This is a genomic window from Desulfosarcina variabilis str. Montpellier (assembly GCF_048565275.1).
In the GTDB taxonomy this organism is placed as follows: Bacteria; Desulfobacterota; Desulfobacteria; order Desulfobacterales; family Desulfosarcinaceae; genus Desulfosarcina; species Desulfosarcina variabilis.
In genome coordinates, this window is the sequence record NZ_CP159846.1 from 1,794,732 (window position 1) to 1,818,382 (window position 23,651).

Annotated in this window: 17 protein-coding genes and 1 tRNA gene; 11 read left to right on the forward strand and 7 right to left on the reverse strand. The window is 53.3% G+C overall.

The features are described 5' to 3' along the window. Window positions 1-32 precede the first annotated feature (32 nt). The 3 genes from odhB (at window position 33) to Dvar_RS07975 (ending at window position 3,517) form a co-directional block, all read left to right on the forward strand. A complete protein-coding gene (odhB, locus tag Dvar_RS07965; protein ID WP_419661162.1) occupies window positions 33-1,301 on the forward strand; it encodes a 2-oxoglutarate dehydrogenase complex dihydrolipoyllysine-residue succinyltransferase in 1,269 nt (422 codons plus the stop codon). 2 nt (window positions 1,302-1,303) lie between these two features. Then, window positions 1,304-2,716, forward strand: coding sequence for a dihydrolipoyl dehydrogenase (gene lpdA / locus Dvar_RS07970; protein WP_419661163.1), 1,413 nt, complete (start codon window positions 1,304-1,306; stop codon window positions 2,714-2,716). A gap of 99 nt (window positions 2,717-2,815) precedes the next feature. Further along, window positions 2,816-3,517: a flavodoxin family protein gene (locus Dvar_RS07975; protein WP_419661164.1), complete on the forward strand. Its 702-nt coding sequence runs from the start codon at window positions 2,816-2,818 to the stop codon at window positions 3,515-3,517. 142 nt (window positions 3,518-3,659) lie between these two features. On the opposite strand, the gene Dvar_RS07980 is transcribed toward Dvar_RS07975, so the two are convergent. From Dvar_RS07980 to Dvar_RS07995, 4 genes are all read right to left on the reverse strand, one after another. Next, the gene (locus Dvar_RS07980; RefSeq protein WP_419661165.1) at window positions 3,660-5,786 is read right to left on the reverse strand and encodes a hypothetical protein; all 2,127 of its coding nucleotides are present in this window, start codon (window positions 5,784-5,786) and stop codon (window positions 3,660-3,662) included. A 788-nt stretch (window positions 5,787-6,574) separates the two neighbouring features. After that, a tRNA-Val gene (locus Dvar_RS07985) sits at window positions 6,575-6,649 on the reverse strand. A gap of 103 nt (window positions 6,650-6,752) precedes the next feature. Further along, window positions 6,753-7,586, reverse strand: coding sequence for a 3'(2'),5'-bisphosphate nucleotidase CysQ (cysQ, locus tag Dvar_RS07990; protein ID WP_419661166.1), 834 nt, complete (start codon window positions 7,584-7,586; stop codon window positions 6,753-6,755). Between the two features lie 85 nt (window positions 7,587-7,671). After that, complete coding sequence (locus tag Dvar_RS07995; RefSeq protein WP_419661167.1) at window positions 7,672-9,402, reverse strand: adenylate/guanylate cyclase domain-containing protein; 1,731 nt, start codon at window positions 9,400-9,402, stop codon at window positions 7,672-7,674. A gap of 213 nt (window positions 9,403-9,615) precedes the next feature. Between Dvar_RS07995 and Dvar_RS08000 the strand changes: the two genes are divergently transcribed. After that, window positions 9,616-10,449 (forward strand): helix-turn-helix domain-containing protein, encoded by an 834-nt coding sequence (locus Dvar_RS08000; protein ID WP_419661168.1) that lies wholly within the window; start codon window positions 9,616-9,618, stop codon window positions 10,447-10,449. A 25-nt stretch (window positions 10,450-10,474) separates the two neighbouring features. Then, on the forward strand, window positions 10,475-11,395 hold the full coding sequence (locus tag Dvar_RS08005; RefSeq protein ID WP_419661169.1) for a DMT family transporter: 921 nt from the start codon (window positions 10,475-10,477) through the stop codon (window positions 11,393-11,395). A gap of 228 nt (window positions 11,396-11,623) precedes the next feature. On the opposite strand, the gene Dvar_RS08010 is transcribed toward Dvar_RS08005, so the two are convergent. The 3 genes from Dvar_RS08010 to Dvar_RS08020 form a co-directional block, all read right to left on the reverse strand. After that, on the reverse strand, window positions 11,624-13,582 hold the full coding sequence (locus Dvar_RS08010) for a methyl-accepting chemotaxis protein (RefSeq protein ID WP_419661170.1): 1,959 nt from the start codon (window positions 13,580-13,582) through the stop codon (window positions 11,624-11,626). Between the two features lie 47 nt (window positions 13,583-13,629). Further along, on the reverse strand, window positions 13,630-14,115 hold the full coding sequence (locus Dvar_RS08015; protein ID WP_419661171.1) for a cache domain-containing protein: 486 nt from the start codon (window positions 14,113-14,115) through the stop codon (window positions 13,630-13,632). A gap of 163 nt (window positions 14,116-14,278) precedes the next feature. After that, window positions 14,279-15,139, reverse strand: coding sequence for a tetratricopeptide repeat protein (locus tag Dvar_RS08020; RefSeq protein ID WP_419661172.1), 861 nt, complete (start codon window positions 15,137-15,139; stop codon window positions 14,279-14,281). 297 nt (window positions 15,140-15,436) lie between these two features. Here Dvar_RS08020 and hutH point away from each other — a divergent pair, with 297 nt between their 5' ends. The 6 genes from hutH (at window position 15,437) to Dvar_RS08050 (ending at window position 23,621) form a co-directional block, all read left to right on the forward strand. Then, entirely contained in the window at window positions 15,437-16,987 is a 1,551-nt protein-coding gene (gene hutH / locus Dvar_RS08025; protein ID WP_419664087.1) for a histidine ammonia-lyase, read from the forward strand. A 138-nt stretch (window positions 16,988-17,125) separates the two neighbouring features. After that, on the forward strand, window positions 17,126-17,944 hold the full coding sequence (gene ygiD / locus Dvar_RS08030; protein WP_419661173.1) for a 4,5-DOPA dioxygenase extradiol: 819 nt from the start codon (window positions 17,126-17,128) through the stop codon (window positions 17,942-17,944). 115 nt (window positions 17,945-18,059) lie between these two features. After that, complete coding sequence (locus Dvar_RS08035) at window positions 18,060-18,182, forward strand: inner membrane CreD family protein (protein WP_419661174.1); 123 nt, start codon at window positions 18,060-18,062, stop codon at window positions 18,180-18,182. Window positions 18,183-18,314: 132 nt separating this feature from the next. After that, window positions 18,315-20,117, forward strand: a complete 1,803-nt coding sequence (locus Dvar_RS08040; protein WP_419661175.1) for a type II CAAX prenyl endopeptidase Rce1 family protein — start codon at window positions 18,315-18,317, stop codon at window positions 20,115-20,117. 2 nt (window positions 20,118-20,119) lie between these two features. Further along, window positions 20,120-22,297 (forward strand): penicillin acylase family protein, encoded by a 2,178-nt coding sequence (locus Dvar_RS08045; RefSeq protein ID WP_419661176.1) that lies wholly within the window; start codon window positions 20,120-20,122, stop codon window positions 22,295-22,297. A gap of 31 nt (window positions 22,298-22,328) precedes the next feature. After that, complete coding sequence (locus tag Dvar_RS08050; protein ID WP_419661177.1) at window positions 22,329-23,621, forward strand: fibronectin type III domain-containing protein; 1,293 nt, start codon at window positions 22,329-22,331, stop codon at window positions 23,619-23,621. Window positions 23,622-23,651: the final 30 nt, after the last annotated feature.

Sequence of the window (23,651 nt, forward strand, 5' to 3'; positions counted from 1 at the left end):
CAGCCTAAAAACCTACTTTTCAAGGAGCTTTCATGTCCATTGAGGTAAAGATTCCCAGCGTTGGTGAATCGGTTCAGGAGGCAGTCCTGGCCGAGTGGTTCAAGCAGGATGGCGACACGGTCCGCAAGGACGAGCCCCTGTTTGTCATTGAGACGGACAAAGTCACCCTGGAGGTGGTGGCTGAAGCGGATGGGGTATTGAAAATTACGGTGCCGGCCGGTGAAACCGTTGCCATTGGGGCGGTGGTGGGCAGTATCGATCCGGCCGATGTGTCTGCCACCCCGCCGGAAAAAACCGAGTCTGCCGAAACACCGCAACCGGAGACGGAGGCTCCACAGAAGCCGGAGCAGGCCAAGGCGCCGGCGCCGGCTGCGTCCAAAACCGCGGCGCAATCGGCCACGTCAGCCGATAAAATTCCCCTGGCCCCATCGGTACGCCGGCTCGTGGCCGAAAAGCATCTGGATGTTTCCAAGATCAAGGGTACCGGCCCTGGCGGCCGGATTAACAAGGGCGATGTCCTGCTGTATCTGGAAAATGCACCGGCCGGCATTCCCGAACCGGCCGAAACAACGGCCTCCGGGGGGGAGCCGGTCGCACTGGTGGCGACCGAGGAGCGCAAGCCCATGTCGCCCATCCGCAAGCGCATTGCCCAGCGTCTGTTGGAGTCCAAGCAGAACACGGCCATGCTTACCACCTTTAACGAGATCGACATGTCGCGGGCCATGGAGATTCGTTCGCTCTATAAAGAAGCATTTAAAAAGCGCCACAATGTTTCCCTGGGCTTCATGTCCTTTTTCGTCAAGGCCTGCGTCCAGGCGCTTCAAGAGGTGCCCGAAATCAACGCCTTTATCGACGGTAGTGACATCATCTACCACAACTATCAGCATATCGGCGTGGCCGTGGGTACCGAACGCGGTTTGGTCGTGCCGGTCATCCGCCATGCCGAGCGCATGAACTATGCCCAGGTTGAAAAAGCCATTGTCGACTACGTGGCCAAGATCAAGGAAAATCGCCTGGAACTGGCCGACCTGGAAGGGGGAACCTTTACGGTCAGCAACGGCGGGGTGTACGGCAGTCTGCTCTCCACGCCGATCCTCAACATGCCCCAAAGCGGTATCCTGGGCATGCACAAAATCGAAAAACGACCGGTGGTCATCGATGACGAAATCGTCATCCGGCCCATGATGTATGTGGCCTTGAGCTACGATCACCGCATCGTGGACGGCAAAGGGGCGGTGACCTGTCTTAAGCGGATCAAGGAATTTATCGAGAACCCGGAACGCATGGCATTGGAGGTGTAAAGATGGCGCAAGAGACACAGTTCGACCTGGTGATCATCGGTTCCGGGCCCGGCGGTTACGTGGCTGCCGTTCGTGCGGCCCAGCTTGATTTAAAAACCGCCGTTGTTGAAAAATCATCGCGCCTGGGCGGGGTATGCCTCAACGTGGGATGCATCCCCAGCAAGGCCATGCTGGATGCCTCCGAGTACTTTCATCTGGCCAAGGATCGCTTTGCCGAATACGGCATTAAAACCGGTACAGTTGCCCTTGATCTTCCCGCCATGCTGGCCCGCAAGGACAAGGTGGTGGAAGATCTTACCGAGAATGTGCGCAAACTGCTTGAAGGCAACAACATCGAGATCATCCATGGCAGCGCCACGGTGACCGCACCGGGGACAGTCGAGGTGGATACAGGGAAGAAGAAAAAACTCGCCCTGTCGGCCAAGAATATCCTCTTGGCCACAGGGTCCGAACCGATCGAAGTCAAAGGGCTGGAATTCGACGGCGAACGCATTGTCAGTTCCACCGAAGCGCTGTCGTTTGACAGCGTGCCCGAACATCTGGGGATTGTCGGTGGTGGATACATCGGCTTGGAACTGGGCTCCGTGTGGAACCGGCTCGGGTCCAAGGTGACCGTGATCGAAATGCTGCCCAAGATCGCCGCCGGACTCGATGGCCAGGTGGGGCGGACCCTGGACAGAATTCTCAAACGCCAGGGCATGGAATTCCGGCTGGGTACCAAGGTAGCCAAGGCCACTGTGTCCGGCAAAAAGGTCAAGGCCGTGCTGCAGAAAGGGGACGACAGCGAGGAGATGACGTTTGACCGGTTGCTGGTTTCCATCGGCCGCAGACCGTTGACCCGTGGGCTAGGCGTTGACACGTTGGGCATTGAAACCGATGCGAAGACCGGTCAGATCCTGGTGGATGAGACCTATCAAACCAGCGTGGCGGGTATTTACGCCATCGGCGATCTGGTGCCCGGCCCCATGTTGGCCCACAAGGCCTCGGCCGAAGGCACCGCCGCTGTGGAGTGCATGGCGGGCCGTGCCGGCGAAGTCAACTACGATACGATTCCAGCGGTTGTATACACCTGGCCCGAGGTTGCCAGCGTGGGACTCACCGAAGAGCAGGTCCGCGAGCGGGAGATTCCCTATTGCGTGGGCAGTTTTCCGTTTTCCGGCGCCGGCCGCGCCCGTTGCATGGGCGAGACCGATGGATTCGTCAAGCTGATCTCGCATGGTAAGACCGACCGCATCCTGGGGGTGCATATCATCGGGCCGCGGGCCGCGGACATGATCGCCGAATGCGTTCTTGCATTGGAGTTCGGCGCCAGCAGCGAGGATATCTCGCGCACCATTCACGGCCATCCGACTTTTTCCGAAGCGTTGATGGAAGCGGCCATGAATGTTCGTAAGTGTTCTATTTATGCGTCATAAAAGTAGGTGGAAGGTGGAAGGTGGAAGGTGGAAGGTGGTTCCGCTGGTTGAGCACGTAGTTGGCGTTAAATCCTATTCTTACGATCCAAAGGAGGCCAAATGAAAATTTTAGGCATTTGCGGCAGTCCGCGCAAGGAGAGTCAGTCCGGCACGTATAAATTGGTTGAAACCGTGCTCGAGAATACCGGCATGGACTACGACCTCATTTCTTTGCGGAAGAAATCCATTTCCGGATGCATCGCCTGCCTGGGATGTGTCAAAGACAATATATGCAAGGTGGAAGACGACCTTACGCCGATGAGAGATAAAATCGTCGCGGCTGACGCCTATGTCATTGGCGCGCCCAATTACTACTCAACTCTCAATGCCACCACCCATGCCCTGCTCGAGCGCTGGTTCCAGTTTCGCCACCAGACCGGCAATACCTTGTGGGGCAAGCTGGCTGTGACCGTGGGCGTGGGCGGAACCAGCGGCAGATTTCCTGCCGACGAATTGGAAAAGTTTCTGCTCTACAACTTTATCGAAACGGTGGCCAAGGTCACGGGGCAGGGAGCTGCATCCTGCTACAGCTGCGGCTATGGCGAGACCTGCCAGGTGGGCATCCCCAGCATGATCCACGGTGAGGGCGTCAAGATCACCCCGGAGATGATTCCCGATGTGACCAAACAGCCCGAGACCATGGCCGCCGTCGCCCAAGCCGGCAAACAACTGGCCCGGCGGCTGAGTGGCGGTCACGACCGCACGGTTGTCACTCAGAACATGCAGAAAAAAATGATGGCGATGTTTGAATCGGCGGTTTGACTTCTATCCTTTCTATTCATTGGTGAAAACAAGGGTTGGCCAGCTCACAGGCTGGTCAACCCTTGTTGTTTCGATTTGTCGAAAAGGTCAGATCGTTGGTCTGGGGGGCGTTGTTCACCTGAAAAATTTATGACTGACGAGTCTAGAATATCAAAGCGTTAATATAACAACCACCACCACCACCACTTTCTCCGTTTTCAGCTGATTCAGTGTCTTCAGGGCTGAATTCTTCATTTTTTTCATAAATGCCGCTATCGATCATGGTCTGATCCGCGTTTATCGTTACTTCCTTATCATTTGGTGTTATCCATCCTGATACTTCCTTGTATTCTATAGTATGAGACCCAACACTCAGGTTGGACTGGGTATCTCCTGAATTGTGCCACTCGCCGCCATCAATTCTCCAATGGGCCCCAGCAGACACCGCCTCGGCTGGACTGAGCGTTACTTGCAACGCCCCGGTTTTTTGAGTATAGGCAGTACTAATAGTTTCAGTCTCTCCACTGGTGATTGTGACTTGTTGGTTACCGGGCTTTGACCAGCCGGCGATTTCCTTAAACTCCAATGTATGGTCCCCTTCGGCAACATTGCTCTGGGTATCACCGCTTTGGTGCCAAGAACCACCATCCACCCGCCATTGTGCCCCTGCTGCCAACGCCTCATCAGGCTCGATAGTAACCTTCAATGAACCGGTTTCATTGGTATAGATACCTGTCGTGTTGGCATTCTGATTGTTTTCTATCGTTACGATTTGGTTGCCCGGTGTGGCCCAGCCAGAAATGGTCCTGTATTCCACAGTGTGGTCGCCAACTGCTAATCCACTTTGGGTATCGCCACTATTGTGCCAAGTGCCTCCGTCTACCCGCCACTGTGCACCCGCAGATCGTGCAGCAGAAGGATCGATGGTGACCGTTAAAGAACTCATCATCTGTTGGGTGTACGTGCCACTGGTCGTGGCTGTCTGCCCGTCTTCAATTGTAACTGATTTACTGCCGGGCGCCGTCCAGCCAGAGATCGACTTGAACTCCACCGTATAGCTGCCCACGGCAATGTCACTCTGGGTCGACCCACTGTCCTGCCATGAGCCTCCGTCCACACGCCACTGGGCGCCATCATTCACCGCTTCAGCGGGGTCAATGATAACTTTAAGTGATCCCGAAGGCTCGTCTAATGAGGCAATCCAGGCTTCAATATTTCCATCAGGATTAATTCCATAACCGACAATAGTCTTGCCATCTGGTGAAACACCTGATACTGACCTCAGTTCCCAACCAGCTAAATCTAACCCATAATTATTTTCTAACACCTCATCTAATTCTTGAAGACTACCTGTTGTTTCCCATAGGAATGGTTCGCCTTTATCTTCCGAAGAAAAGTAGCTGTAACCAACCACAACTGATCCATTATTTGATACATCATTCGCCCCAAGCCACAACATTCTATCTACTGAATACTCCGATTCGATAATTCCGCTACCTTCAGTCCATAAAGTAGCAACTATTTCATCACTATAAGTAAGGCCATGGCCAGCCACAGCAGAGCCATCAGCAGATACGGTTTCAGGCATGGCCCGGCCAAGACTATTAAGGCTAAGGTTCACCATTCCGTCATTTTGCGACCAACTGAAGGGATATAATTCAGAACCGCCTCCTTCAATATAACCTACTACCACAGATCCATCGTTGGATACATCCATAGCGGTAGTGCCACATGGTGCATTTTGAGTCCCTAAACCTACCATGCCATCGCTTTGTGTCCAACGAAAAGCTTCAAAATTATTTGACCAACCGACACCAATAACAGTTGAACCGTCAGAGGATACTGCATACCCTATACTGTATGGTTCGATTTCATTTGACAAATCACCAAGGCCCATCAATCCGTCACTCTGCGTCCATCGAAAGGCTTCATGGGCTTCCGAATCATTTGAATCATAGTACAATGTACCCACAACTACCGTTCCATCACCTGATAAATCACTGACCATATAATTATTTTCATTTTCATCGGGCAAGGCGCCTAAACCAACCATACCGTTGCTCTGCGTCCAGTAAAATGGTTCGAGGCCAGAAGCCGATCTACTAAATCCTACTACGCTTGATGCACCATCAGAAACATGTATCGCTTCGCTATAGAAGATACCACCAGGTAAATCTCCTAACCCCATAAAGTACGCCCCTATAGCATTACTCAAGCAAAATAAAATTGACAGGCACGCTAATAAAAAAATTTTCATAAAATACAGCCTTTCCAATAATAAAAAACCCACATCAATTGCTCCACACTATCATTAATTAAAAAAAGGCGGTACTGATTGTTTTAGCAGCCTGGCAGATTAAATAACCGACAAAATCAGAGAAAAGAAGTTGAGAAACAGATATCAGGTCGCCTTTGTAAACGGCTGAAATAGACTATAGTAAACCTCATCCTTGGTTTTCTCGTCAAGAGAAGAATGGACCGTTATCAAAATTCCAATACTAATCCAATTTGATATGTTTTCTTGTCCCTTTCTGCTGGTATTCAATCAACGCTGATGGTTGAGGTCCCCAATCATCCGTTGTGTGAAGTTGCTGTTGGAGCAAAAGGGCCATTTGGCCCCCTGCCAGAGGTATTTTTGCTGAATACGTTTTGTGCACGGAAAGTAGTTTATTACAGTCGCTCGATTTGTCTGTGATACAGATCACATTCATTTTTTTCATGGCTTACTACCTTTTTTGAAGTTGCGAATTGATTTGCTCAACAGGCTCTACAAAATAAATGCCAAAATAAAAAAATAAGTAATTGCAGATATATAAGGCGGATAGGGGATTCTTCTATGAAATTGAAATTTGCTTTAAAATGAGGCAGGATAGGAAAGGCGAAATGCGTAAATAGTAGTTATAAAATATAATAAATGTAATTTGCCCTAAAATGAAGCAGTCGTTGTGCGAATTGACAATGAAGCGGCACTAAATGCTTGTTTAACCTGACGAAGTCGTTATATCAGAACCGGTTCATCGCCTTTCTGAAATAAAAAAGGGTTTCCCCGTACGAATACGGATAAACCCTTATTATGCCTGGTGGGCGATACAGGATTTGAACCTGTGACTTCCACCGTGTGAAGGTGGCACTCTCCCGCTGAGTTAATCGCCCCGAAAAGTGTCCCTACATATAGAGGGGCAGGGCGTCTGAAGTCAAGCGTTTTTTCATTTGGACCCTATTCCGGACAGATGGCTGCGTCTGGTGGGGACTGATTTCAGGGCCTTTTGACAATAAACCAGGGGTTGAGCAGATCCTCTTTGTTATAGGCCAGGGGCATGCCGTCATCGTGACGAACCACCTGGGCGCCACTGGCCATGGCAATGGCCTGGCCGGCAGCCGTGTCCCATTCCATGGTGGGGCCAAGACGTGGGTAGATATCCGCCCGGCCTTCGGCCACCCGACAGATTTTCAGAGAACTGCCGGCAGAGATAAAATCCACTTCATCGTATTTTTCACGCATGGTTTGAACATAGGCCATGAGTTCCGGTGTGGCGTGGGAGCGGCTGCCCATGATGGTGAAAGGCTGCCCCGGCTCCCTGTTCAGAGGCAAGCGCAGTGCTTTTTCCATCAGTTTTTCCAGCGGACGGATATTGGCATTGTCAGCTCCAACGCCTGTCGTCTGAAAGTTTTCTATTTTGAACGCGCCCAGATGATGATCGGCGAAATACAAGTTGTCGGCTACAGGCTCATAGATAACGCCCAATGTGGGAACACGCTCTTCCACCAGGGCGATGTTTACCGTAAACTCTCCGTTGCGTTTAATGAACTCTTTGGTGCCGTCCAACGGATCCACGATCCACAGCCGTGTCCACCCGTTGCGCTCCTCAAACGGGATGGCCCGGCCTTCCTCACTAAGAACGGGAATCCCGAACGCATCGATGGCGGCTTTGATGATTGAATGGGCCCGCCGGTCGGCCAGGGTCAGGGGCGAGTTGTCCGCCTTTTTCTCTATGGTCATGTCCGCTGACGCATATACCTCAAGAATGGCCTTGCCCGCGGCAATAGCGCTTTTAATGGCGGTCGTCAGCCATTTTGATCGGTCTTTCATATAAGCCTCTTTCCGATTGTTAAGATTGACGGTTCTGAAAAAAAGCGGCTTCCCTGTAATCCGGGGGAGGCCGTTTTTTACGAGTCTATCCCGATTGGGTGTGAGTGGTTTTGGGTACAACGGTATACAACTGCATGGTCGATGCCACCCCTTTCAAGGATGCCGAGAAATTGCGGATAACGGTGACATGGCTTTCCGCCATGTCGAAAATGGATTGGGATATCACCACTTCACCCGCCTCGGCTTCTGCCTGGATACGCTGCGTGACATTGACGGCGGCACCCACGATACCGTATTTTTTGCGCATTTCCGAACCAATATTTCCTACTACCACGGGCCCGCAGTTGATACCAATACCCATTTTCAATTCCGGTAAATCTTGCCTGCTCATTTCTTGGTTGAGTCGATCGATGTCGGCGTTCATTTCAAAGGCGCACTGCATACACCGATGAGTTGCGTCACACAGCGATTCATTGATGGGTTCGAAAAAGGCCAGGATGCCATCACCAACAAAATCGACGATAATGCCATGGTATTGCTGAACTAACGGAATCATCGCCGAAAAATAACCATTTAGCATGTCGATGATTTTTTCAGGCGAGAGGTCTTTTGTCATAGGCGTGAATCCCCGGATGTCGGTCATCAGAATGATCACCTCTTGCCGGCGTCCTCCCAACCGGCCGACCTCCGGCTTTTTCATTAAAACCCGGGCAAAGTCAGCATCCACGTAGCTGCCGAATGTCCGCTGGATCATCTCTTTTTCCCTCAATTCCTCGATCATGCGATTGAAGCTTTGCGCCAACTGCCCCATTTCATCACGCGAGTTCACTTTGATTGATTCCCCATAATCGCCAGCGGCAATCGAAATGGCGCGTTGGGCAAGATGCCGGATGGTGTCGGATATTCGGCCGACGCTCACGTGGATGATCCCCACAACTAAGGCCACCAGAATCAAGGCACCGATCAGAAACCCATTTCTGAATGCGATGATCGGGGCTAAGGCCGTTTTGCCATCGGCGAATACGACCAGGGCCCAGGGAAATGTCTCAAGGCTGTGAAAGCCGGCAACATAATCAGGAGGATGCCCCGGGGGCCAGAGGGTTCCAACAGTTTTTTTGGAAATGTCGGCTTTGATGGCTTGCTCCAGTGGACTACCGGTTTCCCCGAGCATTGTGCGTCCTTCCATCAGCCCACTGGACAATACGATTCGGCCTGTTTCACGATCGGCAATGCAGGCCATGGTACTTTGCCACCAGGGACTGGCGGTGAGTCCTGATATGAGATAATTGAATTTCAATACGATTTCCAGATTCCCCACGGCGGAATCGGCAGAATCCAGAAGAATCATGGATACTGATACGGTTTGCATATCGGTGGACTCCTCGACCGTCGGTATGGATATGCTGGTGATGGTCCCCCGCTTGAATCGCGTCATACGGCCATTTCCCATTGCACCGTATCGTCTGCCATGATGATGGGCAGGGTCTGTGGCAGCATGCCATTTCAGGTTGACTCGCGCCACTTCCGGCAACGTCTCCAGCCGCCTGACGATCGCTTCCAGAAGGCCGTCATTTGATTCGCTGATGCCACTATTGGCAAAAAGCCTCATCAATTCGACGGGCCTGGACAGTCGCTGCTCAATTTTTTGGGCGGCCCGTTCAAGCTGGAGGGTGACCCTTTTGTGGAACTGTTCGATCATGCGATCGCGCGCAAAAAGAAAGCCGCCAAAGCCGGCTGCCAGCAATATCAAAATTACCGGCAGGACCAAATAGGCGGTCAAGCGGGCACGCAGGCTTTTGAAATGATAGGATTTCATAGGTGTCGATCATTACTGGATGCCGAATCGAGTCCGGCATGACGAGTCAGGACTTTTATTCGAATTCATTAACAACACACTCAGGGCCAGATGGCGCCGACGGATGCTGCCTGACAGCAATTTTTTACAAGAAAACCATAACCACCTATGTTAAACACAATTAAACAGTTTGATAAAACTAAAAAAAGCGAATAGCGCAAATAGAAACCGAAGATGAAATCAATCGATCATGTCACTTTTTGGCGAGACCCGACCCTGCCCGGTATTGAAATCTGCCGGGTCAATGGAAGCCGACATGTGTTCCCGGACCATGCTCACGATGGTATCTACGCCATTGGTTTGATGGAGTCCGGCGGCAGCTATTGCCTGGGACCCCAAAAATCCGATTCACTGGTCGCTTCGGGGCAGATCGCCTTGATCAACCCCAGCCAGGTCCATTCCGGCGTTCCGGTCAATGGTAATCGTATTTCCTATTGCATGGTTTATTTTGACCTTGCACTGATGGTTTCGGCATTTGCCGACGTTTACCGTCAATCGACGATCACCCCTGAATTTTCTCGCATGGTAGTCAAGGACAATCGGGTCTGGCAACGCCTTCAGCGGTTGTGCTTGACTGTAAAAGGGCCTGGTGGACAATTGGAAAAGGAGTCTGCGCTTATGGACGCCCTGGCCGGCGTACTCCTTTTGTGCAGCCCGGCACGGTCAATTAAGCGGGTTCGGCGGGGCTGTGGCCGACCCATCCGCCATGCCATGGAATTTCTCGCCGAAAATCTGGACCAGAAGACATCCCTTGAAGCGGTTGCCCGATCGGCCGGTTTGAGTCGGTATCATTTTCTGCGGGTGTTCAAGCGGGAAACCGGATTGTCTCCGCATTTGTTTCGCACTTTAAGACGTATCGACCGAGCCAGGCAACTGCTTTGCCAAGGTACCCCGCTGGCCGAAGCGGCCCTGATGGTCGGGTTCTCCGACCAAAGCCATTTTACCAATACATTCAGGAAATACACCGGTGCGACACCGGGGCAGTATGTTGCCGAAACCAGACATTAACTCAAATTCAGTTTCAGGATTGACGATGAAAAGCGTTTCTATTCGCCGCAGCCCGGTTGCCATCAACTCGCCCAACACAGCAAGGCTATTGCCCATCGCTGCCCTAATTACCGCCGCGCTGCTTTGGGGCGGGTCTTTTTCCGCCATGCGCCTGGCCGTGCAGGCCATGAATCCATGGTCGGTCATGTGGCTGCGCATGACCATTGCCCTGATCGTGATCCTGCCCTTTGCCGGACGGTTGAAAAAGTATCCGTACCAAAAGGGCGACTGGCGGCTGCTGGTCCTGATGGTACTCTTTCAGCCCTGCCTCTATTTTTTATTGGAATCCTATGCCCTGAAATTGACGACTTCGTCCCAGGCCGGTGTGATCAGTGCATTCGTTCCACTCATCGTGGCCATCGGCAGTTGGTTGATGCTGGCTGAATCCCTTAGCAAAAGTGCGCTTGCCGGGCTTTTCCTGTCGGTTTTCGGGGTGGTTGTACTGAGTCTTGCGGGTGACTCCAGTGGTACGGCGGCTTCGCCTCTTTGGGGTAACGCGCTTGAACTTTGTGCCATGACCTGCGCTGCGGTGAACATGCTGATCGTCAAGCGGCTTTGCGGCCGTTATAATCCCTGGCTGCTCACAGCCTTTCAGGTGGCTGCCGGAACCCTGTTTTTTATTCCGGGATTGTTTATCCTGCTTCGGGGAGAGTCGGTATCGTGGACCGGCCCACTGGTTTTTTCGATCCTTTTTCTAGGCGGGTTGGTGACGTTGGGTGCCTTCGGCCTCTATAACTGGGCCATGAGTCGCATCCCGGCATCCCAGGCGGCGGTGTTTATCAACATGGTTCCGGTCGCTGCCGTGGCACTGGGCTGGATCATGCTGGGAGAATCGCTCGGTGTGGTGCAGTGTATCGCGGCGGGCGGCATAATCATTGGCGTTGCACTAGGTCAAAAAAATGCCTGAAGCCAGTTCGTGTCCATCCAGAAAAGGCGCCTCTCACCCGATTGCGGCGCTCGGCAACAAATTCGAATCTTCAAAATATTAACACATTCCTCCGGTTTGAATTTGTTGCCCGCACTGAACCCGGGCGAGATTCACCATTTGTGGACGGGCAGGAGAGAAGAAAAAACGCGAGATGATCAGCATCTCGCGTTTCTATTTAGAAGGGTGAAAAATACAAAAACGATTCGTTTAAACTTTAAACTGGTTGACCATGGTATTGAGTTTTTCAGCCAGTTCGGAAAGCTCGGTGGAGCTCGCGTTGACCTGGGAACTGGCATTGGTCATTTCATCAGCGGCCTGGGTCACATCGGCGATGTCGGCGGCAATGGTGTTGGCTGCATTGGCCCCTTCGGCGATGGTGGTATTGACTTCGCTCACCCCTTCTGAGGCCCTGGCGACATTGCCGGCAATGTCCCTGGTGGTGACCGACTGCTCTTCCACGGCCGCGGCGATGGTCGTTACCAGTTCATTGACCTGGCCGACGACGGTGGCAATGCTTTTGATTTCGGTGACCGTGCCCTGGGTGGAGCTTTGGATACCCTCGATCTGCTGTTTGATTTCGCCTGAGGCTGTGGCCGTCTGCTTGGCCAGTTCTTTGATTTCGTTGGCTACCACGGCAAAGCCCTTGCCGGCGTCACCGGCGCGGGCGGCTTCAATGGTGGCATTGAGTGCCAGGAGATTGACCTGTTCGGAAATTTCGGTAATGGTTTCGACCACCTTGCCGATCTGTACGGCGGCGTTGCCAAGGTCCTGGATTTGCGTGGTGGCATGGCTGGTCTGGCCCACCGCCTCTTCGGCGATCTGACGGCCCTTTTCCGTATTACCGGCGATTTCGTTGATGGTGGCGGTCATTTCCTCAGCCCCGGAAGCGACGATATTCAGATTGCCTGCGGTTTCATCCATGATGCCGGCGGCGGATGAAATGGTGGTGCTCATCTCTTCGCTGGCGGCGGATACGGTCATGGCTTTTCCGGAGGTTTGACTGGCGCTGTCGGACAGGTGCCCGGCAATGCCGGCCAGCGCTTTGGATGAATTGCTCAGGTTCTGGGCGTTTTGGGCCACATCGGTGATAATGAGCTGTATTTTTTCGATAAAGGTGTTGAACCAGCGGGCCAGTTCGCCCACTTCGTCAGTGCTGTTGATGTCAATGCGTTTAGTCAGGTCGCCCTCACCTTGAGCGGCATCCTGAAGCCCGGCCACCACCCGATTGATGGGTTTGACCACCGTTGAGGTAATGACAAAGATCAACACGGCGGCAACAGCTATCACCGCGACGGCCACCAGTAGATTGATCTGCCCGATGCTCTTGACCGGCGCGAGAATTTCGGCATCGGGAACGGTTACGGCAACGATCCAGTCCTGCCCCGCGACGGTTTTAAAGGCCACCGTTTTTTTTACACCTTCATAGACATAGTTGATTAATCCGTTTTTCTGGGCCAGCATCTGTTTGCCCCAATCCTGTTCGCCAAAGCTCTCCTTCATGATTTTGGATTTGTCGGCATGGGCGATGATCATGCCGGTTTTGTTCAAGGCGTAGGCGTAACCGGTTTGGCCGATTTTGATGGGGTCGATGAACTTGTGGGAAAAGCTGGCGATGCTTACGATACCGGTCAATACCCCAGTGATTCTTCCCTTGTCGGTAACCGGCGCGGCAATTACAAAGACCGGGTTCCCGGAGCCGCGGCTGATGACTGCGTCGGAAACGAACAGTTGGCCGTCCATGGCGGCCTTGAAATAGGGGCGATCCTTGATACTGATTTTGCCGATGACCGCCTCGTTGTTGGAGGCAATCACAACTCCCCCTATGCCCGACAAGGAGATGTCCTCGTAGTAGCCATAGTCAGTTTTCAAACGGGCCAGCTTTTCATTAGCCGAAGCCCGCGCCGCTTTGCCGATGATGGACGATTTGGTCGCCTTGGCGTAAATTTCCTCCTGGGACCAACTCTTGAGATCCAACTGGCGGTCCTTGATCCAGGACTGCAGGCTGGTTGCCACAGAGTTGGTGCGTTGCTCGACATTGTCCAGCAGCGCCACACTCAAGGCGTTTCTGGATTTGACATACGAAATGGTCGCTGACACGCCCATCCCGACGATAATCAGCAAAATGGTCGGAATCAGGAACTTATTGCGGATGTTCATTTTTAGCATTGATGGCTCACCCTGTGCCTTTATTCGTAAAAGTATATTAAAGTCAATTAACGCAGTGTTTTGTTCAGGTCCTCGATTTTAGCCGTGTCGCTATAAATACCGGCGAATATGGTGTAGGGAGTCCCTTCGACCTTTATGCCGTAGGCTACCTTGCGGGACGGTTCGGTCTCTCCGGGCTTGGGCCAGTAGTATTCCCCCCAGCCCCCACCGGGTTGTTCACCGGCTTTGCAGAGTCTTGAGTTGAATTCAAACTTTTCGTCCAGCTTGATACCTTTCAGTTTTTCCAAAGCATACGGGTGGGCCATCATGTCATTGGGACAACGCTGAACATAGGCGTATGTATCTTTATATACGAACTCGCCTTTGGGATCGTTGAAAGCGGGAAAAGATTCTTCCCCCAGGCTGGCTACCACTTCGTAGGCCTTGAGCACCAGGCTATAGACGTCTTCAGGGGTTGCCTTGCTGTCGTCAGCGTTTGCGTAAGAAAATGAAAACAAGAGCATGAATGCCAATAGGATAGTTGTTTTTTTCATGAGATTCCTCCAATAATTTATGATTAATGGGCGAATAAAACAGGCATTGTGTGATGCTGCCATACAACTTTATCGCACTTTATTGGTGAATCTTTAGGCAGGGGTAGGATGTTTTAGAAAATGATAAGCATGTGTATATGAGGACCAATATGCACTTTTAACATCATTCCCTTAACGCGTGCGCTTTTTGATAACGCCGGCGGCAGGCCTGGCGTGCAGCTTCGATATCCCGACGGCATGCCTCGGCCTTGCGGCCCGACCAGAACATGGCCTCTTCCAGGTCTTTGGTGTAAATGCCGCACCACATCAGGCCGGACATGGCGCCGGCACCGGCAGGATTGATTCGGAGGGCAGTCAAAAACGCCGCTTTCGCGTTGGAGTAATTCTTGTTGCGGTAACGTGCCCAGCCGAGAAGATCATGGGACATGAACGATTCCGGTGCAGCGGCAACCGCTTTTTCGAAAGAAGTTGAGTCCAGCGATGCAGTGTTCCCGTACGTCGAGAACAGGTAGAATGTCTCCAGGGCCCGTCCGACGGCATCCAGTCCTTTGCGGTCGATGGTCTCCGGCCACAGCGCCGCTTGAATTTGATTTTCCGGCATGGCATGGCCAATGGATTTCAGCCCGTCTATGAACTGTGAGCGAAACCCGACCAGCCTGTCACCGGTTGAGATCTCCAAGACGATGGGCACATCATCGGCTGCCCGGTGTTGGCCGTCAAAAATGTGAAGCTCGATCGAGGGGGTTGAAAAAATGCCGTGGATCCATAAACGAACCTTCTGCGCATGGCTGACCTGGGATAAATCCAGATTGGCGGTTGCATTCCTGCAGTAGTGCTGAAATGCCTCCTGTTGGGGGAAAATTTTTTTTACTCGCCAGCCAAACCACATCTCTTTGAGTCCGGTGTGAAGGACCAGCACATTTCCCAGTAGAAAATGGAGCGCCAGCCCGATACCGCTGAACGGTTGGGAGGACTGGGGCTGAAAGGGGAGTACAATGCATTGATCGGTGGGGGACGTTTTCATTTGAAGATTCCTTGGTTTGGGAGCAGTGGGTAATTGGGGAAAACCATGGCCAGAGTTTTTATCTACCACATCCATTGACGCATTGAAATGGGCTTGGAAAGCTCTCTCAGGGCCACGTATGTAAATTTGAAGGGTTGCCTTTCTTTCCGACATTCGCGCGTCCATGAATGTCAAATGCCAAATGGTGGTATTCTATACTGGATTGCATCCATTCGTCGCTTGTCCTATAAAATACTTGGTGCCTATCTGAAAAAACCGGTAACCGACCGGACTGACAATGGAGACAATGTGACCCTCATGAAACCATTGATGCTGGATAAATCGCCGTTTGCCATTAATGATCTGGTGACCGTCGCCCGATCCAACCGGCCGGTGGCTGTGTCTGCCGCTGCGGAAAGACGGGTGGCCCGGACCAGTGCCCTGATCGAGCGCTGGGTCCGGGAAAAACGGGTGATCTACGGTATTACCACCGGATTCGGGGCCCTATGCAATGTGACCATTTCGAAAAAGGATACCCGGCGGCTGCAGGAAAATATTCTCATGAGCCATGCCGCTGGTGTGGGCAACCCCCTGCCCGAGCCGGTGGTACGGGCCATCATGGCGCTTCGGGTCCACGACCTGTGCCTGGGCTATTCGGGATGCCGTATGGAGACCATCCGCTATCTGCTGGCATTTTTAAACCACGGGGTTACACCGGTGGTACCGGAGAAGGGATCGGTGGGTGCCAGTGGTGATTTGGCACCCACGGCCCATTTGGGGCTGGTCTTGATCGGAAAAGGGGAGGCCTTTTACGGCGGTCGGCGGATATCCGGTGCCGAGGCGTTGAAAAACATCGGTTTGCCGCCATTGCGTCTGGCTGCCGGGGAAGGGCTGGCCCTGATCAACGGTACCCAGGTGATGACCGCCATCGGTGCATTGGTGGTAAACGATGCGGTGCGTCTTTCCAAAATGGCCGACATCGCCTGCGCCATGACGCTGGAAGTGCTTATGGGCTCCAATAGTGAGTTTGACCCGCGCATTCATGAAGTGCGTCCCCATCCCGGCCAGCGGGTCACCGCCGATAACATGCTGCATCTGACTGCGGACAGTGAGATCATCACCTCGCATGAGGGGTGTGCCCGGGTTCAGGATGCGTATACGCTGAGATGTTCGCCCCAGATCCATGGGGCCAGCAAGGATGCCGTGGCCCATGCCCGTCGGGTGATCGACATCGAAATCAATTCCACCACCACCAATCCCTTGATTTTTCCCGATACCGAAGAGGTCCGGCTGGGGGGCAATTTTCACGGTCAGCCCGTGGCCATGGCCGCGGATTACCTTTCCATGGGGCTGGCGGAACTGGGCAGTGTTTCCGAGCGGCGCATCGAGCGGATGGTGAATCCCCAACTCAGCGAGCTGCCGGCCTTCCTGGTCCATGAGGGCGGCATCAATTCCGGCTACATGATCGGCCAGTATGCCGCTGCGGCGTTGGTATCCGAAAACAAGGTTCTGGCCCATCCGGCCTGTGTGGATTCCATTCCCACGTCGGCCAACAAAGAGGACCACGTAAGCATGGGCACCATTGCCATCCGCCAGAGCCGCGACATTCTGACCAATGTGGAAACCGTGATTGCCATCGAGCTGTTGTGCGCAGCCCAGGCTTACGATCTTTTGGCCGAAAAACAGCCCCTGGCGGCGGGTAAGGGGACCCGGGCGGCGTACCAGGTCATTCGGCGATACGTTCCCTATATGGACCGGGACAGGGAACTATACAAGGATATGGAAACCCTGGTCCGGGTCCTGCGTTCCGGTGAAATTCTGGAAGCCGTTGAGGCGGCGGTGGGACGAATCAGGGGAGTGGCGAATTGAGAATGGAAAATGGAAAATGATTTTACGAACGCCATTTCCAAACCAATATCACCCATCACCCATCACCCATTAACCTTACACCTTACACCTTATACCTTATACCTTATACCTTAACCCACAAACCAGGAACCCCCCCATATGGAAGATTTATCCGCAATCACCACGGCATTGAGCAACCGTCAACCCACCGATCCCATGCCCGTTTTGTTTGTGGGCCATGGCAGCCCCATGAACGCCATCCAGGATACACCATTCAGCGTCACCTGGAACGCCCTGGGAACGCATCTGCCCCGGCCAACGGCCATTTTGTGCATATCCGCCCACTGGCTGACCGATGGCGATACCCGCGTGAGTGTGGCCGACTCGCCGGAAACTATCCATGATTTCAGTGGTTTTCCCTACCAGCTGTTCGAACAGCGTTATCCTGCACCCGGTGCACCGGAATTGGCCCGGCAGGTCATGGGATTGATCACGACCCGGCAGATTTTGGCCGACGATGCGTGGGGACTTGACCATGGTGCCTGGTCGGTGCTCATCCGTATGTTTCCGGCTGCTGATATTCCCGTTTTCCAACTGAGCCTGGATTATCGCATGCCGCCCCAGGACCATTTTCAAATGGCCCGGGCCCTTTCATCCTTAAGGGATGCGGGCGTGTTGATCGTGGGCAGCGGCAACCTGGTGCATAATTTATGGGTCATGCGTAGCGACGCCCCCCCATATGACTGGGCCGAGGAATTTGACCGTAAGATAACCGCATTCATCGACCGAGGTGAGGACGACGCTGTTGCCGATTTCAGATCTCTGGGGGATTTGGCCAAACAGGCCCATCCCACCTGGGATCATTTTTTACCCGTGCTCTATGTCCTGGCCCAACGCCGGCCCAGCGATACGGTGCAATACTTCAGCACCGGCTTTGATCTGGCCTCGATTTCCATGCGTTCAATGCTGCTTGTTTAGCATTGTGGCCTGTCGTTCACCGGATCTTCACATATATTTAACAGTCGGTTCATCGACCGTTCACCTTTTTCGTCTACGTTGCCTTTCATGAATAACCATCAAGAAAGGACGTGTTATGGTCCTGATGTTCATCGTTTTTGCCTTCATGGCGTTTTTTCTGTCCGAAACCATGCATCACCGGCGGGTGCACCCGTTTCAGTATCTACTGGTCGGCCTGGCTATCGTTATTTCTCATTGAAATGATGTTTTTTTAGGTGTTTTCGATATTATGGCAGCGCATTAACCTGTTGACCCTGTCTGCTGTGATTGTTATTGATGAGTAGTATGACTGACTGTCCCACAGGCCCAGGACAATGCCTAGGATGATTCCATGGAATTGGAAGATAACGAACAAGCACCGTTTGTGCTGGAAAATATGACGATCACGCCCAATCATACCGGTCCCACTTTTCCGGACCGGTACGCCTTAAAAGGGGAGGGGGGGGATCGGGTCCTGACCTGTCTTGAAGCGCCCAATCTTCAGGTGTCCATCAAAGCCAGCCTGACGGTCACTGCTTCTGCCGCCAAAAAAGCGCCGCCGGGAACGATCTACCTGGATGGGGTGGCCCAGATAGCGCCTTTTCTCGATCATGAAAAAAAGGTCTACAACCTGGACCACCACGAGGGGTGTGTGCGTACCTTCACCCTGGCAACCTGTGAGCAGGCCCTGATCATGTGCGTCAAGGGCCTCGACCTGCGCGACCGCGAATGGAAAATATATGCCAATGAGCCGGATCTGGACACCATCCTTGCCATCTGGATTATTCTGAATCACCAGCGGATCAATAATCCAAACGCCATTCACCGTCGCTCCCTGTTTGCCCTGGTCCGTGTGGAAGGCATTATCGATGCGCTGGGCCTTGAAATGCGGGAGCTTAGCGGCTTTCCGGCCGAGCTTTTACAAAAATTGGTGCGCATTATCGATCGACTGCGAGTCAGTGAATTGGAACTGAAAAAATCCGGTGAATGGTCGAAAACCGATTATCTGGACTATACCATCGGTGTCTTGCGCAAGCTGGATCAATTCCTGATTAAAGTTGGGGAGTTGGATGACTTCAAGGGCATCGAGGAATTGGCCAGGATCGAGTTGATCAATAACCGGATCGCCGTTGTGATCGCGTCTGACCTCGGAATCTACGAACTGGAGCCCCACCTGAACAAGCTTTACGGTAACCGTCTGGGATGGGTGGCGCTTCGCAAAGGGGAGCATGAATACACCCTGAGACAGATGGACCTGTTCATGCCGGTGACCCTGGAGGATGTGTATCAACGGCTCAATTTCATGGATCCCACGGTCAAGGGGCGTACAGGCATCAATCGCTGGGGCGGCTCCGGCGATATCGGCGGCTCACCCAGGGACAGTGGTACCCGGCTGAGCCCGGAACAGATTGTTTCGGCCTGCCGTGATGTGATTGAAAAACGAAGCGATATCCGCCACGTGAAGCGCTTTTTGACCAGTGCGGCCTTTGCCCTGCTGGTCGTTGTCGCTGCTATTGCCACGGGGCAGAATTGGCATCCACTCAGCTGGTTCGGGTGGGACACGGCCAGTGTCTGTGTGCAAACCCAGATGTTCGGATACCACCTGGCCATGTTGGTCTTTTCCACGATTATGCTGACTGTCGTGGCCTGGCATCGGCCATGGCAATTCGGTATCATGCTGCCCACCGGCAAGGACTGGTGGCTCATTTTGCCGTTTGCCATTCTTTGCGGGCTTACCGGTGATATTCTCGTTCCCAGGCCGTCGATGTTCATTGCTGATACCCCAACGGCCTGGATCATGGCGTTGGTGCTGATCCCGCTCAGCCTGGAACTGTTGTTCCGTAGTCTGGTGCATGGAATGATGGCCAGGCTGGCCACGATTCAGGACTCTGAAAGCAAGTGGTTTTTTTCCGGTCCCACCATTGGATCTTCACTGCTTTATGTTGTTGTCGTTGGTCTGCAGATGAACATGCTGTCTGCCGTTCCCCTCATGGAAAGCCTGACCAACGGTATTCTGGTAAAATACGCCGTGGTAGCGGTTATTTTCGGACTTGGCGCTGGCATGATCCGGGAACGCTCGCATAGCATTTTGCCGGCCTGGCTGTTCCATGCCGTAGCCGTGGCCACATTGTTGTTGATTTATGGACCGGTCTGACATTGGCCGCAAAACTAAAATCCAGTCCCATTGCCCTTACGGGTCGCAGCGGAATGATCCGTATTCTGAGAAACGCGCACGGCATCCCGGAAATTACCGCCCAAACCGTGCCAGACCTGATGCATGGGCTCGGATGGGTGCATGCCAACGATCGTCAACTGCAGATCCTGATGACCCGCATCCTTTTACAGGGGCGGGCGGCTGAACTGATCAAGGGCGAGGATGCCCTGATCGCCGTCGATACCTACATGCGACGGATGAATTTTCTCCCCGACGCCGATGTCCAGCTTGACCGGTTATCACCGGATACCCGAGCGGCGCTGGACGCCTATGCCAGTGGTTTCAATCATTGGATGGAGGCCAATGGACCCGTCTTTGAATTCAGGTTGCTGGGATATCGCCGGCCCGATCCCTACACGGTGGTTGACTGTCTGCTGCTCGGCAAGGTGTTCGGATTTTTGGGGTTGGCCGAGGTTCAGGCCAACATGGAAAAGTTTCTGGTGCAGATCATTCAGCAAGGCCTGGCCCTTAATAAGATCAGGGAACTGTTCCCTTATCTTGCGGATCCCGTGGATATCGATTTGATGGGTCAGGTGAAGCTGGAGCCCCCTTTAGTGCCGGAGGCAGTGGCATGGCTCGATCGGCTGCCGCGTTTCAACGCCTCCAACAACTGGGCTGTATCCGGCCGCCATACGCAGTCGGGATTTCCCATGCTGTGCGGCGATCCGCATCTGGAGGTCAACCGCCTGCCCAACGTCTGGCAGGAGGTTGTTCTGCACATGCCCGGCAACACCCTTGCCGGGGTCAGTCTGCCTGGTGTGCCCGGCTTGATTATCGGCCGCAGCCGTTACCTGGCCTGGAGTGCCACCTATGCCTACATGGACATGCTCGACTACCGCATCGAGCGTTGTCGGGACGGCCGTTATTATCGAAAAGACGGTTGGCTGCCGTTTGCCGTGCGGGAAGAAACCATTCGTGTAAAAAACAAACCCGATATCCGGATCACCATCCACGAGAATGAAAACGGCCTGCTGGAAGGCGATCCCCATCAAGCGGGCCATTACCTGGTGCTGGGCTGGTCCGCTGCCAGCGGCTGCGGGGCCAAGGATGTCGACACCATGATTCAACTGCTCGGTGCGCGGGATGTGCAAACGGGCATGGCCCTGCTGCGGCAAATGGAAGCCGTGGCCATGAATTGGGTGCTGGCCGATATCCGGGGCAATATCGGCTACCAGATGAGCGGCCGCCATTTCAACCGGCCACCGGGCATCAGCGGATTGCTGCCCCATGCCGGCTGGGAAGAGGCAACAGGCCCGGACGGGTTTAACGACCCTGAAGATCTGCCCCAGGTGTTCAACCCGCCGGAGGGTATTATTGTCACCGCCAACCAGGACCTGAACTATCTGGGAACGTGCCGCCCCATCACCCTTTGCATGGGGCCGTATCGGGCGGATCGCATCATTGACCTGCTGGAAAGCGGTGATGCGATTGATGTGGCCTACATGAAAGACATGCAATACGATCTTTACTCGCTGCAGGCCGAGCGATTGATGAAATTGATCGCGCCATTGCTGCCGGATACGGACAACGGTCGCATGCTCAAGGAATGGGACCTGCACTACGATGCACAATCCAAGGGGGCCATGCTTTTCGAATCGGTTTATCGCGCAATTATCGATGTGGTGTTTGGCGATCACGGGCTGGGCCGCGATGTGATTGGGTATTTGTTTTCGGAAACCTGCCTTTTCAATGAGTACTATGTGAATCTGGATAAAATACTCGAAAAGCCGGCGTCAGCCTGGTTTGACAACGCCTCCAGGGACACCTTGCTCAAGCAGGGGATTGAAGAAGGGCTGCGCACAGCGCCCATGGCCTACGCAACGACCCGTACGATTACCTTGGCGCATTTGCTTTTGGGGGGGCGCTTGCCCCGTTTTTTGGGGTTCGATGTCGGCCCCCTGGCCTTGCCCGGATCTCGGGCAACCATTACTCAGGGGCAGATATTCAGGCATGCCGGTCGGTTGACGACCTTCAGCCCCACCTATCGCATGATCTGTGACATGGCCACCGACGAGATCCATACCAATCTGGCCGGCGGTCCGTCCGATCGTCGGTTTTCCAAATGGTTTGCGAGTGATTTGAGAAATTGGTATGAGGGCAACTATAAAGTTCTTGGCTGATGCCGTTTTTTACACGATAAGTGAGAATGATATGCGAAATACAATATTAATGATTATAACCGTTTGTTGCTTTTTATGCTACTCGGCCGGGGCCGTTTTTGCCGAAACCACCGCCTATATCGCCGATTATGGTGCCGATGAACTGCTGCAGGTCTTTGACACCAGCGATGACGTCACCTCCCTTGAAGTGGGGGATACGCCTTATGGCGTTGCCGTCACACCCGATGGAAATCAGGTGTTGGTGACCCTGCTGGAAAGTGATGCGCTGGTATTCATTAACACGTCCGATTTTTCCCAGATTGTGGAAACCTTGCCGGTCGGTAGCGCCCCCCACGGTGTCGCCGTCGATCCCAAGGGAAGCTATGCTTACGTGGCCAACTACGACAACAATACGGTTTCCCAGGTCAGTTTGTCCACCCGCACGATCGTGGAGACCATTGATGTGGGCGAGGGGCCATGGGGCGTGGCGGCGCGCTATGACGAGGAAAATTCAACACCAGTTGTTTATGTGACCAACTATAATGACGGCACCGTCAGCGTAATCGGTGAAGACAATGAAATAACGACGATCAATGTGGGCGACGACCCCATCGGTGTGGCGGTGACGCCGGATGGCAACTATGCATATGTGGCCAATTCCGAGGATAATTCGGTGTCGATCATCGATACGGATGACGAAAGTGTTACCGATACCTTGTACGTTGATGATGGCCCCTGGGGGGTTGCCGTGGGCGCCCAGGGGGACTACGTGTATGTGACCAACAATTATTCGGATACGGTCACGGTCATCCAGACATCGGACAATACGATCTACCGCACGTTTAATGTGGGCGATGGACCCTGTGGCGTCTCGGCGCCGATTAATGGGATGTTTGCCTACGTGGTCAATCAGTATGATGGATCGATCAGCCGAATCGATATGGATGATGAATCTGTTGAAGACTATCTTACCGACCAGACCGACGATGCCGCTTCCATCGGTGTTTTCATTGGCGATACAAAGCCCTCCGCTCCCAGTGACCTTGAGGCCGAGACCCAGGATGAAAACACCATTTCCCTGACTTGGACGGATAACAGCGATGATGAGTTGGGCTTCAAGATTGAACGCAGCAAGAAAAATGAGGATAATTACGTCCAAATCGCGACTGTTAGTGCAGATAGAACGTCCTATGAGAGTTATAATCTTTCCAGCGACACCACCTACTATTATCGCCTGCGGGCCTACAAGGAAGCCTCCGATTCGGATTACAGCGCATCGGCCACCGCCACGACCGATCGCTATACGGGGTCGATCTGGTGTTTTATTGGGGCGATGGTCCAATAACGGCTCCATGTCCCATCTTTTCATTATCTC